The sequence below is a fragment of the Alcanivorax sp. HI0044 genome, assembly GCF_001634945.1.
This window is the reverse complement of sequence record NZ_LWEZ01000058.1, coordinates 19,922-32,179: the sequence shown is the minus strand read 5'-3', so window position 1 is coordinate 32,179 and position 12,258 is coordinate 19,922. Positions and strand designations below refer to the sequence as shown.

Annotated in this window: 14 protein-coding genes; 7 read left to right on the top strand and 7 right to left on the bottom strand. The window is 58.2% G+C overall.

The annotated features are described in order from the left end of the window. Window positions 1-890, top strand: an 890-nt coding sequence (locus A3730_RS00820; protein ID WP_063537257.1) for a MoxR family ATPase, incomplete at its 5' end; no start/stop codon positions are given. After that, a complete protein-coding gene (locus A3730_RS00815; protein ID WP_063537255.1) occupies window positions 890-2,251 on the top strand; it encodes a VWA domain-containing protein in 1,362 nt (453 codons plus the stop codon). The genes A3730_RS00820 and A3730_RS00815, both read left to right, overlap by 1 nt. Window positions 2,252-2,270: 19 nt before the next feature. Here the strand turns inward: A3730_RS00815 and A3730_RS00810 are convergent, their stop codons facing one another. Then, a complete protein-coding gene (locus A3730_RS00810; protein ID WP_063520521.1) occupies window positions 2,271-4,697 on the bottom strand; it encodes a hybrid sensor histidine kinase/response regulator in 2,427 nt (808 codons plus the stop codon). Window positions 4,698-4,833: 136 nt separating this feature from the next. Here A3730_RS00810 and A3730_RS00805 point away from each other — a divergent pair, with 136 nt between their 5' ends. Next, window positions 4,834-5,385, top strand: a complete 552-nt coding sequence (locus tag A3730_RS00805; RefSeq protein ID WP_063520520.1) for a porin family protein — start codon at window positions 4,834-4,836, stop codon at window positions 5,383-5,385. A gap of 86 nt (window positions 5,386-5,471) precedes the next feature. On the opposite strand, the gene A3730_RS00800 is transcribed toward A3730_RS00805, so the two are convergent. Further along, window positions 5,472-6,806: an AarF/ABC1/UbiB kinase family protein gene (locus A3730_RS00800; protein WP_063520519.1), complete on the bottom strand. Its 1,335-nt coding sequence runs from the start codon at window positions 6,804-6,806 to the stop codon at window positions 5,472-5,474. Between the two features lie 214 nt (window positions 6,807-7,020). After that, window positions 7,021-7,449, bottom strand: coding sequence for a phasin family protein (locus A3730_RS00795; protein WP_063520518.1), 429 nt, complete (start codon window positions 7,447-7,449; stop codon window positions 7,021-7,023). Between the two features lie 258 nt (window positions 7,450-7,707). Here A3730_RS00795 and A3730_RS00790 point away from each other — a divergent pair, with 258 nt between their 5' ends. Continuing rightward, window positions 7,708-8,088, top strand: coding sequence for a hypothetical protein (locus A3730_RS00790; RefSeq protein ID WP_063520517.1), 381 nt, complete (start codon window positions 7,708-7,710; stop codon window positions 8,086-8,088). A gap of 38 nt (window positions 8,089-8,126) precedes the next feature. Here A3730_RS00790 and A3730_RS00785 read toward each other — a convergent pair whose 3' ends face one another. Continuing rightward, window positions 8,127-8,318, bottom strand: coding sequence for a hypothetical protein (locus A3730_RS00785; RefSeq protein WP_063520516.1), 192 nt, complete (start codon window positions 8,316-8,318; stop codon window positions 8,127-8,129). Window positions 8,319-8,513: 195 nt separating this feature from the next. After that, window positions 8,514-9,350 (bottom strand): NAD(P)-dependent oxidoreductase, encoded by an 837-nt coding sequence (locus A3730_RS00780; RefSeq protein ID WP_063537253.1) that lies wholly within the window; start codon window positions 9,348-9,350, stop codon window positions 8,514-8,516. 158 nt (window positions 9,351-9,508) lie between these two features. Here A3730_RS00780 and A3730_RS00775 point away from each other — a divergent pair, with 158 nt between their 5' ends. The 3 genes from A3730_RS00775 to A3730_RS00765 all read left to right on the top strand — a co-directional run bounded on the left by A3730_RS00775 (window position 9,509) and on the right by A3730_RS00765 (window position 11,230). Beyond that, window positions 9,509-10,525 (top strand): AraC family transcriptional regulator, encoded by a 1,017-nt coding sequence (locus A3730_RS00775; RefSeq protein WP_063537251.1) that lies wholly within the window; start codon window positions 9,509-9,511, stop codon window positions 10,523-10,525. 88 nt (window positions 10,526-10,613) lie between these two features. Beyond that, complete coding sequence (locus A3730_RS00770; protein WP_063519914.1) at window positions 10,614-11,036, top strand: HIT domain-containing protein; 423 nt, start codon at window positions 10,614-10,616, stop codon at window positions 11,034-11,036. Next, window positions 11,036-11,230, top strand: a complete 195-nt coding sequence (locus A3730_RS00765; RefSeq protein ID WP_063519913.1) for a CPXCG motif-containing cysteine-rich protein — start codon at window positions 11,036-11,038, stop codon at window positions 11,228-11,230. Before A3730_RS00770 ends, A3730_RS00765 begins: the two co-directional genes overlap by 1 nt. A 160-nt stretch (window positions 11,231-11,390) precedes the next feature. Here the strand turns inward: A3730_RS00765 and A3730_RS00760 are convergent, their stop codons facing one another. Together A3730_RS00760 and A3730_RS00755 are read right to left on the bottom strand one after the other, a co-directional pair. Next, window positions 11,391-11,675 carry a SelT/SelW/SelH family protein gene (locus A3730_RS00760; RefSeq protein WP_063519912.1) on the bottom strand — a complete coding sequence of 95 codons (285 nt, stop codon included), beginning with the start codon at window positions 11,673-11,675 and terminating at the stop codon, window positions 11,391-11,393. Then, complete coding sequence (locus A3730_RS00755; protein WP_063519911.1) at window positions 11,675-12,256, bottom strand: YajG family lipoprotein; 582 nt, start codon at window positions 12,254-12,256, stop codon at window positions 11,675-11,677. The genes A3730_RS00760 and A3730_RS00755 overlap by 1 nt, the downstream gene beginning before the upstream one ends. Window positions 12,257-12,258: the final 2 nt, after the last annotated feature.

Below are 12,258 nucleotides of genomic sequence, written 5' to 3'. Positions count from 1 at the left end.
GCTTCTCCGAGCAGGGTTACATTTGCAGCGAGCGCATTGCGCTGGCGGTGTACCTGGCGGCGCAGCTACACAAGCCGGTGCTGGTGGAAGGCCCGCCGGGGGTGGGCAAAACCGAGCTGGCAAAAGCGGCCGCCGCCTTTCTGGAAGCGCCGCTGATTCGCTTGCAGTGCTATGAAGGGCTGGATGAAAGCCGGGCGCTATACGAATGGAAGTACGGCAAGCAGTTGCTGTATACGCAACTGCTGCGCGACAAGCTCGGTGGCATGCTGGCCGATACGGATAGCCTGGAAGCCAGCATGGATCGCCTGGGGGATTTGGGTGAAGCGTTCTACAGTGAAACCTTTCTGGAGCCGCGCCCCCTGTTGCATGCACTCCGCAGTGAAGAACCTGCGGTACTGTTGATCGATGAAATCGACAAGGCGGATCAGGAATTCGAGGCGTTTCTTTTGGAGTTGCTATCGGACTTCCAGATTTCCATCCCCGAGCTGGGCACCGTCAAGGCGCGCCACCAGCCCCTGGTGCTGTTGACCAGTAACGACCAGCGCGAGTTGTCCGATGCACTCAAACGCCGCTGTCTGCACTTGTATATTCCCTACCCGGAAGCGGAGCTGGAAGCGAACATCGTGGCGGCACGGGTGCCGGATCTGGATGCACGACTGCGCGAGCAACTGGTGGCGTTCATTCAGTACCTGCGCGAGCAGGACATGAAGAAATTGCCGGCTATCTCCGAGACGCTGGACTGGGCCCGGGCGCTGGTGCTGTTGCATGCGGATTCACTGGAGCAGGAGCAGGTGGCAGATACGCTCAATCTGGTTTTAAAAACCGAGCAAGACGTGACCCTGGCACGGGAGCTGTTGCCTGCCTGGTTGCGCAAGCTGGGCAAACGCTGATGCCGGTCCGTCGCCTTTCAGAATTTGTGCAGGCGCTGCGGGGAGCGGGGTTGCGAATATCGCCGGACGAGGCCAGCCAGGGCATGGATGCGGCTGCACTGGTGGGCTATCAAGGGCGACAACGCTTTCACGATGCCCTGGCGATGACGCTGGTGAAGCGCGAAGACGATCGCCCTGCGTTTGAGGAAACCTTTGCGCGTTTCTTTGCGGTGACGCCCGGCGCGGCGGCGGCCACATCGAACAACAGCGCCATGCCCGAACCCGTTGAGGAGGCGGGCGAGGCGGGTGAATCTTCCCAGGGCGATGATGGGCTGGCGGGCGACGACAACCTGACGGCACAAACCCCTGCCGAGCTGGAGCAGCGGCTGGCTGAGGCCGCAGCACAAATGGATTTCACCCAGATGGAGGTGATTACCCAGCAGGGCCTGTATACCCGTCGCCTGCTGATGAACATGGGGATGGGGGCGGTGGATGACCGCATTCTGCAGCTGGATCAGGGCGATGCGCCCCGCCAGGCGCGGGCGGAGGCGCTGCGCCAGTGGCGACGGGAAGTGCGTGAGCAGGCCGCCGGCCATGTGCGGCGCCAGTTTTTGCTGCATGGTGCAGGCAAGGGGAGGGCGTTGCGGGAACAGACCATGCGTGCGGTGCCGTTTCGGCATTTGCGTGAATTCCAGGAAGTGAAAACCCTGGTGCGCCGCATGGCTCGGCGCCTGGCCAGTCTGCATCAGCGGCGCATGAAGAAAAGCCGGCGCGGCATGCTGGATGCCCGGCGCACCCTGGTGGCCGGTATTCGTCACGATGGGGTTCCTGCCCGATTGCACTGGCGTCAGCGGCCTGTGCAGAAAAGCCGGGTGATGGTGATTTGTGATGTGTCCAGTTCGGTGAGCGATGCGGCCCGTTTCCTGCTCCAGTTTCTCTATGCCATGAATGATGTGCTGCCACGGGTGCGTAGCTTTGCGTTTGCCTCTCGTTTTGATGAAATCAGCGAGGACTTTCAGCGCTACAGCCCGGACGTGGCGGTGGGACGGGTGCTGGACCGTCTTTCCGGTAGTGGCACCGATTACGGCGAGATGTTTGCGGATTTCTGGCGCCGTTGTGAACGGGAGCTGGACAGCCACACCACCGTTATCATTCTCGGTGATGCCCGCAACAACAACCTCCCGGAAGGCGCAGAGGTGCTGCAGCAGATTCGTCGGAGAGTGAAGCAGGTGTGGTGGCTGAACCCGGAAGCACGTTCCCGCTGGAACAGCGGCGATGCGGTCATGGATCGTTATCTGCCCCATTGCCGGCTGGCCCGCCAGTGCGCGTCACTGGATGATCTTGAGCGGATTGTGGATTCGTTGCTCAAGGGGCTGAATTAGTCAGGGCGTTTTTTTGAAATTAGAGGTTATGGGGTTTTGAAGGTGGTGCCCCGGCGTCACGAAGGATCTGCCGCAAGGTGGTTTGCAGGCGCGCCAGGTTCACCGGCTTGGCCAGATGCCCGATCATGCCGGCATCGTGGCAGGCATGGATCTTGTCCGGGATGGCGTGGGCAGTGAGGGCAATAATGGGAACCCAGGGCAAGCGGCCTTCCTGTTGCAGCTTGATAATCGCTCGCGAGGTTTCAAAGCCGTCCATGTCTGGCATTTCGCAATCCATTAATACCAGGTCGAAGGGCTGCTGTGCAGACATCAAGACGGCGATAGCTTCCAGCCCGCTCTCCGCCACTTCCGTCTCGTAGCCCAGTTTTTGGCACAGCCCCTCGGCCACCATCAGGTTGATGTGGTTATCGTCCACGATCAGCAATAGGCCGCCGGACAGGCCTCGCAGGCTGTCTGCGACGGGTTCCGAGGTAAAGGTATCGGCACGTTCCGTGGATGGGATGGGGAGCCGGAACCAGAAGCGCGAGCCCTGTTTGGGTTGGCTGTCCACACCGATTTCTCCTCCCATGATCTCTACCAGTTGCCGGCAAATGGCAAGCCCGAGGCCGGTGCCGCCATAGCGTCGGCTGGTGGAGCTGTCGCCCTGCTGAAAATGGTCGAAGAGTCGGCGCTGCTGCTCTTCGGTAATGCCAATGCCGCTGTCGTGCACCTCAAACAAGGCGTAATCCGCGTTGTCCGAATCCCGCTGTACCCGCACGGTGATGGTGCCGTTGTCGGTGAATTTCACCGCGTTGCTGATCAGGTTTACCAGAATTTGTCGCAGCCGCACCGGGTCGCCCATGCAGCGTTCGCCCACGTGGGGAGCAATGTCGAGTGTCAGGGTGTTGGAGTGAACGTGTGCCTTGTGCTGGAACAGGGCCAGGGATTCATTGATCAGGTTGAACAGGTTGAAGCTGGTTTGCTCGATGGGCATTTTGCCCGCTTCGATGCGGGAATAATCGAGGATGTCATTAATCAGGTTCAGCAGGCTGTTCCCGGACTGTTCAATCACGTTCAGATTGTGGCGTTGATCATCATCCAGGGAGGCTCCCTTGAGCATGTCCACGGTGCCGATAATACCGTTCAGTGGTGTGCGAATTTCGTGGCTCATTACCGCCAGAAATTCGCTGCGGGCGCTGAGCGCGGCATTCAGCTCCCCGGTGCGCTCGGTGACGCGCTGTTCCAGCACTTCGTTGGCTTCGCGTTGAATACGGACATTCTCGCTTTTCAGTACGGTCATGCGATGCGCCAGCGCAAAGGACAGCAGCAGTGCTTCGGTAAAGGTGCCCAGCTGCATGACGTTTTCCAGTATCCAGCCGCCGTCGATAAGCTGAAAGGTTTTTAGTATGTATGCCGTGGTGGCCAGTGCGACGGCGGTAAATGCCAGCAGAAAATACCTTGCAGGACTGTAGCCCTGCCGGATCAGGCAGATAGACAACGCAATGGCGATAAATGGCCAGGGAAGAACAACGGCGGTACTCGCCTGAATGAAGAAATGAAAATTCACCAGGGTTAGCGGCGCAGTGAGAATCAACACGCTGGCGGCGGCCACCAGCCAGCGATTGATGGCCGGTGCGCGTTTTTTGAGTTCCAGGAACTGGCAGGTAAACAGAATCGAAAACGCCAGTGTCAGCAGATTCAGAACCGGTAATGAGTAATGGTTCCACAGTGTGGCCTGGGGCCAGAGCCACTGATAGCTCAGCCCTTCGCGGGTGAACAGGTTCAGGGTGAACGTGCCCAGATAGAGAACATAAAGCAGGTAGCTACGGTCCCGGATGGAGACAAATATCAGCAGGTTGAACAGAAAAATAGCCACCATGGCGCCGAAATACAGCCCATAAAAAATGGATACCTGGGTGTCTTGCTGGTTGAAAGCGATGGGTGACATCAACGAAACCGGCAGTTCAATGACATTGTCACCCTGGGCGCGTAGCAGCAGGTAGCGTTGCGAATGCACCGGCAGATCGAGTGTGGAGATCAGATGATTGTGGGCAAAGGTGCGGGTGGCGAAGGGGATGCGATCACCAAGACGGTTATGCCACAGCTGTTTGCCTTGCCGATCAAAAAGGTAGAGATCGAGATAGTCCAGATGGGGGCGCCCCAGTCGGGCAAGCCACGATACCTGGCGGCTCTGATTGTCGATCGGCACGAGGAACCATTGCGGTCCGTCACGAAAACCCAGAGAGGGGTACTTGTCGTGAATTTCTTCACCTGCGCCATCGAGGAAGGCCTGCAGAGCCATTTCCGGGCTATAGGCGTGCTGGGGGTCGTCGAGCCACTGCATGCCGAGTGACGCCTGGTAGCTGTCCTGGTCATCGGTGAGGGTCAGGCTGTGGGCTGATGCGGCCAGTACGAGCAAAAGGAGGCTGGCAAGTCCCTGCCTGATGATGACGAATCCTTGTGTCATTCCCGATCCTGTTATCACTGTTATGTGGATACGGAGTTGGTGTTATCGATTCATTTTACAGAATTTACCGTAGTCGCTGGAACTGTGCGACAGATAAGGTCTCGAAATCGGTGACTTAACGGAAAAGGAGTCCTGTATGAAAGTCATTATGCGTAATGCACTGGTCCTGTCTTGTTCACTGATCGCCGCCCCGGGGGCGTTTGCTGCCGGCCCTTACATTGGCGGTAACTACAGCCAGATTCAGTACGACAATGAAGAATACGACACGGACACCCTGAAAATTGACTCGGCCACGGTTAATGCGGGTTTTGAGTTTACCGATTTTCTGGCGCTGGAAGCCCGTGGTGGTCTGGGTTTTGACGAAGACTCCCAGGGTATTGCTGACTTCGAAATGGATCACCTGTACGGGGGGTACGTGAAACTCGGCGCCCCCATTGGCGAAACGATTCGCCCGTATGTCATCGGCGGTTATACCAAGGTGAAAGGCAAGGTATCGGCCAATGGCACGGTGGCTGGTGTGGATTATTCCTACAGCGATACTGAAACGTTTGAAGATGAGTCCTATGGTGCTGGCCTGGATTTCAATATTACCGATACCGTTGGCGCCAACCTGGAATACATGCGCTATGTGGATACCGATGAAGAAGAAATTTCCGGTATCAGTGTTGGCCTGCGTTCCGCGTTCTGATTGCGGTAGCCAAACACAGGGATACAAAAACGCCCCTCCGAGTGAGGGGCTTTTTTGTGGTGGATGAGGCTGTCTGTTGGTGGGGGTCAGTCCCCGGGCGCAGCGGCGTTGATCGCTTTTTCCAGGTTGGGACGGAATGCGGTGTTCACGCCGAGTTTCATCATCGTCCAGTAGTGCCCGCTGATGACCCGTTCTACCAGCAGGCTGCGCGAGGAGGGCTGGAACTTGAGCATCTGTTCCAGTGGTGTGCGCTTCACCTGGCGCATGATGTCGGTATGCAGCTGTGAGTCTCCGAAATCGTAGGGTTCGTCATCAAAGGCTCGCAGTAACAGCTCGATCCAGACCGCATAAAAGTCACCGCTCACCCGGGTATCTTTTTTGCGGGCGCCCAGCTCCAGCAGCAGGGTGTCCAGAGTGCTCCAGTCCTTGTTGATGGCGGTGCGCACCAGACGCTTCAGTAATTCCGCATCCTGTTCGGGCAGGCGTTTAACCGCGCCAAAATCGTAGATCACGATGGTGCCATCCGGGCGGAAGGCAAAGTTGCCGGGGTGAGGGTCGCAATGGACCGCCCGCAACTGAAAGATCTGCTGACCAATGGCATCGAAAAGGCGTTCACCCAGCTGGTTACGGGTGGCCTGGTCGAAGCCGTGCGCATCGTCCACCTGGTCCAGTGCGGTGCCGGTTTCGTAGCTCAGGGTCAGCACCTTCTCACTGGAGAGGGCAGGAAAAACCTGAGGGATGACCAACCAGGGCTGATCTTGGTGGAAGGCCTGAAAGTGCTCCAGGTTGTTGGCTTCCTGTCGGTAATCCAGTTCCTCATGGAGCTGGTTGCGAATTTCCCGAAATACCGCATCCAGTGCTGCTTCATCCACTTTCAGCAAACTGCCCAGGCGCAGGATACGGCGCAGGTGCTTCATGTCCGAGTCGATGGATTCCTTGACCGCCGGGTACTGCACTTTCACCACCACTTCGGCGCCGTCCAGCGTCACAGCGTGGTGTACCTGGCCAATGGAGGCCGCGGCAAAGGGTTGTTCATCGAAGCGGGTGAATAATTCGTTCAGTGGCGCGCCGAGTTCGCGCTCCAGTTGTCGCCGAATCACATGAAATGGCATGGGGGCGGAGGCATTCTGGAGCACTTTCAGCTGATCGCTGATTTCGGCGGGAAGGATATCCTGCATCTGTGAGGCAATCTGGCCGACTTTCATGACCGCGCCTTTCATTTCGCCCAGCGTTGCGGCCACTTCCTTGCCGATATGTTGCATCAGCTTTTCCCGATCCGCGGCTTTGGACTGATCCGACTGGAACAGCCCCTTGACCTGATGCCCTGCCACGCGGGTGGCGATAGAGGTGGTCATGCCGGTGAGCCGGAACAGTCGGCCGGTAGCAGTAGTCGGGCGTTTTCGGCGACGATCGTCGGCCATGGTAAAACCTCGCGGGTTTTCTTGTTATGTATGCAGTTGCATCAAGGCTAGCGCTATGGGCCGCGTATGCACAAGGTGCAATAGTGCCAGAAGGCAGTTCGGGGAAGGCAGGCTGACGGATGGGTCAGACAAAGAAAAGGGGCCCAAACGGGGCCCCAAAAGGAGAGTAAGACAGAGTTAAAACAACACGTACTACATTTTCACAAAAACAGAATCAGCCGCGTTTTTCGCCGGTGGAAACCAGTTCGTTGAACAGTTTTTCACCTTCTTCGCGCGCAGTGGCAACGGCACCCAGGCCGGCCAGCAGGTATTCATTGGTTTCTTCGGCTTTCTCGCCGCGCTCTTTCTTGCCGGCTTCCAGCAGCTTTTCGTACAGGGCCTGACGCTTTTCCGGAGCGCTGTCGAGCAGTTCGCGGGCAGCAACCAGGGCGCCACGGCTAGCCAGCAGGGCTTTGGGCTTGTTTTCGGCATCGTCGCCGAAGGCTTTGGAGCCGTTCTCGACGTATTTGTTGAGAAGCTCTTCAGAGCCCTCTTCGGCCTTTTCGTAGGCGCCCAAGCCGGCCAGGTAAAGCTTGTTACCCAGTTCCTTGGCACGGTTTACCAGAGATTCGCTTTGTTCGCGGAGATCTTTCAGCTCGCCCATATCGATCATTCCTTAACGTTGTCCGGTGTTAAAAAGAGAGAATTTCTGTGCAACGTTTATTGCGCTGCGTGGACAAAGAGTAGGGATTGTTGAGGCAGGAACAGGCAATAACTGTCCAACAATTGGACATCGAGTCAGGGGCGGCGAAGTTTCAAGGTGTGATGTCCATCAAAGTTAGTACGCCAAACCGGCCATGGTCGGGATTTCTTCCCATGCGTACACTGGCAAAAAAGACTGTACCGGCTTAGAGAGAGCGACATGATTGAAAAGTTTATCGCCAAGGTGCCTTCCCGAATCTGGGCTGAGGGCCGCCCGGCCCGCGCCCGTCAATGGGAAGCGGAATTTAATGTGGCCTCCTGGGTGCGTATTGCCGGCGCGCCGGGCAAGGTGCAGCTGCTGGTGCGCTACATTGATAACAAGAATGATAAGGCGGTGCTGGTGGATACGGCCGATGTGGGCGGCGAGGGCAGTGCCCTGTTGTCAGGGTCCATTCGGTTGAAGTTGAGTGCCGAGGTGGAGCAGGTGCAGATTTCCCTGCGTCTGGCGGACCCCGCCATGACCCATGTGGTGGAGGAGCTGTTCATGCAGCGACGTGGAGCGGCACTGAAGTCTTCCGACAAGTTGATTTCCAACTACTGATTCTGTTTTCCGTGCGGTCGGTTGCCAGAATGCCTGTGTCAGCCTTGCTGGCTGACGCGTTGCGGGGCGGCCGGCCTGTCCGTGTCTTCGCTGTCCTGCGCGCGCACTGTGGTGTCGCTGTTGTCGATCAGCGATTCCGGCCAGCTTTGAAAATCCAGCCCGGTGAGTCGGTTCAGGTTCTTCAGGGCCGTTTCGGGGCGGTGTTTGTGTAAGGTCAGTATCTTGCTCATGGCACTGTTCCCTGTGATTTGGGGTCAATAAAGCGAGAACTGTGCCAGTCGCAGGTTTCTGCTTTTCTCTTTTTATAACAAAGACTTAAAAATTTGCTATGAAAAAGGGGACAGGGTGGCCGGCGGGGTGCGGCAGCAAGTGACAATTTTGGTAACCCCTGCCGCGAGCCCACCCTGTGCGGTTGCCTGGTCTGCCTAGTCCAGGAAAAAGTCCGGTAGCAGCTGGTTGTCTTCCAGTGTCGGGTCGACCCGGTACGGGCTGAAATCCGTCGTGCCGGTTTCTCTCAGAATCTCTTCATCAATGAAAAACTGCCCGGAGGCGCTGGCCATGGGGCGAGACAGGATGGCGTGGGCGGCATCGGCCATGATGGACGGTTGCCGTGCTGCCTGCACCGCCGGTACGCCACCGAGCTGATTCTGCACCGCGGCGGTGTTGATCACGGTTTTCGGCCACAGCGCATTCACTGCGACTTTGCCCCGGTATTCATCGGCCATCCCCAGCACACACAAGCTCATCCCATATTTGGCCATGGTGTAGGCCACATGGCGGCCAAACCAGTGTGGCGTCATGTTCAGTGGTGGAGACAGGTTGAGAATGTGAGGGTTGTCGGCTTTACGCAGGTGAGGGAGGCACAGCTTGCTGGCGAGAAAGGTGCCGCGGCTGTTGATCTGGTGCATCAGGTCATAGGACTTCATGCTGGTGGCTTCGGTGCCGGTGAGGGCGATGGCACTGGCATTGTTGACCAGAATATCGATGCCGCCAAACGTGGCGACAGCCTTGTCCACGGCGGCCTGGAGCTGGTCTTCGTGACGAATGTCTCCCACGCAGACCAGCGGAGTACCACCGGCTTCACGAATTTCCTCGGCGGCGGTGTACAGGGTGCCGGGTAGTTTCGGGTGGGGTTCGGTGGTTTTGGCGAACAGGACGATGTTGGCGCCGTCGCGGGCGGCGCGCACCCCGATGGCCTTGCCAATGCCGCGGCTGGCGCCGGTGATGAACAGGGTTTTCCCTTTTAGTGATGGTGTGCTCATGCTGCTCTCTCCCGAGCCTGTATCCAGATAAAGAAGGAACCTAGCAAGCGCTTGGTTTGTTGGCAAGTAAACGTGAGTTACTTGTCAGCACCGCGTGGTGACGCTATGGTTGCCTATTCGGTCATTTGGGGCCAGTGCAGCGTAATCGGAATGCAGTCATGACAATTCTAAAAATGGACCCTACGGAGTACTCCGTATCAGCAGAATATCTGGCGTTGTTGCTGGATGTGTTGTCCCGACGCGGTGTGGCCACGGAAACGTTGCTGGCAGACACCCGTATTGAGCCCGGTTGCTGGCGTGATCCCCAGGCGCGCATCACCGCCCAGGATTTTGAAGTGGTGGCGACACGGGCTATGGCGTTATCCGGTGAGCCCTGGCTGGGCTGGGAGCTGGGTGCGTCCATGACTCTGTCGTCCCATGGTTTTCTTGGCTATGCGGCCATGAGCAGTGCCACTCTGGGAGAGGCGCTGGAGCTGGCGGTGAAATATTTCCGTACCCGCAGCACCCTGGTGCAGCTGGAAACCTTTACCGATGGCGACATGGCCGTGATGCAGATCAACGAGCTGTTGGCATTGGGTGATTTGGCACCGCTGATCATGGAAAGCCTGTTTTCCAGCTTCCATTTCATGGGTGAAAAACTGGTGCCCGGGCTGGATGTGATTGGTGAGTTGCGTTTTTCCTACCCGGAACCCGATTACTTTGCGCGCATGCGCCCGGTGATGCCGGTGCCGGTGTATTTCGATTGTGCCTATAACCAGATGCGTTTCCCGGTGGAGCGGATGCAGTATCCACTGCAGTTTGCGGATCCGCGCCTGGCGAGAATGGCTGCGGACCAGTGTGAACAGGAAATGGCCAGCATCAAGCTGCCGCCGCCGTTGCTGGGGCAGGTGCGGCGGATCATTCTGGGCGGTGGTGGCCGTTTCCCCGGGGTGGAAGAAGTGGCCGGCGAGCTGCATATGTCATCGCGGACCCTGAAGCGCAAGCTGCAGCAGCTGGGCACCAGTTACCAGGAAGTGCTGGATGGGCTGCGCAAAGGGCTGGCGGTGGAATATCTCACCCAGTCCGAAAAAACCGTGGACGAAATTGCGATGACGCTGGGGTATTCCGATGCGTCGAATTTTGCCCGCGCGTTCCGCCGCTGGACTGCGCGTAGTCCGTCAGATTATCGCCCATAGCGTGGCGCCTGAGCCGTAAGGCTGGATGCTGGGTTGGTGCTTGAATCCGGTCTGTGGTGCCATGGGTTGTATTGCTTAAGGAGAGATTATGGCCTCGCTTCATCCTCGTCTTGCTGCCGACACCCGGGCTTTGGGAGAAACAGAGCTTTGCTGGTTGCGGTGGATGAACGATCAGCGATTTGCCTGGATTGTGGTGGTCCCCAAGCGGGACGGACTGCGCGAGTGGCACCATATGCCTGTGGATGAGCAGCAGGCGTTGCTGGCACAGGTGAATACGCTGGCAGGCCAGCTTGAACAGGTAACCGGCGCAGACAAGATCAACATCGGTGCGCTGGGGAACATGGTGCCGCAGCTGCATGTGCATATCATCGCCCGCTTTGCGGATGACCCTTGCTGGCCTGGGCCGGTGTGGGGGCAGGGGCAGCCTGAGCCCTGGCCAGACAATCAGCAGCCGGCCTGGATTGCCGAGTTGGCGTTGACCGACGATGTGGTAACCACAGGAGGGCGTTAATGGCGGGGTTGTTGCCGGTGACGGTTCAGTGTCCACATTGCTGGGAGGCCATCGAGGTGTTGGTGGATCCCTCGGTGGAAGAGCAGGAGTACGTGGAGGATTGCCAGGTGTGCTGCCAGCCGCTGTTGTTCACGGTGGCGGTGCCGTTTGGCAGTGAAGAGCCGCAGGTGGAGGTGCGGCCGGAGAATGAATAGCCCAGTCCCGAGTTACGAGAAGTGAGAAGCGAGAAGCGAAAATCATCGGGCTTTGCCGTGTTTTGGGGTTTGCCTTTCGAAACTCGCTTCTCGCAACTCGAAACTCTGGTTATCGCGCCGCCAGCGACGCTCCTACAGCGCGATTGGAGGGGTGGTGTTATCAGATGTCCTTGCGATCTATATGTCCGAGCGCCCGCTCCGGGCAGACTGCATCCCGTACCCGTCGTTTCAGCTCGGTGATTTCCGGAAAGCCGCCATCCTTTTTCCTGTCCCAGATTGGTTGTCCGTTGGCCTCAATCCAGAACACGCCGCCGGTGCCCGATTGCAGGGCCACTTCGTCCAGTTCATCACTGAAGGTGGCGAGCAGCTCCTGCGCATACCAGCCGCTACGCAGCAGCCAGTTGCACTGGCTGCAATAATAGATGACAACGCGGTTGGCGGGCATCAGGGGGTATTGTTGCCTGCCAGGAAGCGCTGCATCTCGGGATCGTTGAGCATGCGGGTGATGGCGCCGCTGAGGATCTCGTTGACCATGGCCTGGTTGCGGTCGGCGGTGGGGGTGAGCGGCAGATCGTGGACCACGCTGCTCTTGTAAGTGCCGGTGTGCACCACATCACCGCGGGTGGCTTCGGCGAGAAGCGTCAGCGACAGGGTGACTTCATTCACTACTGAGCCTTCCTCAGGCACGTAGTCCAGCTGTTCCAGGCGCACTTCCAGGCGGGTGGCGTCGGCACCGGCGTTGAAGGCGTTAAAGCCCTGGGTTTGCAGCCCCTTGCGCACGGCGTCTTCAATGGCGGCTTTCACGTCGTTGGCAGGTTGCACCAGGGCGGTTTCCTTGTAGACGCCGCCGCGGGTGCCGAAGGCGCTCTGGTCACGGGAATCCACGGCGATAACCTGCACCGGCTGATTCTGGCCGATATTGGCCGCTTCAACGTCTGCCTTGGGGGTAACGTTGATCATCTGGGGGCTCAGGGCGCAACCGGCAAACAGGGTGGTTGCGGTCAAAATCAGGGCTGCACGCAGCATGG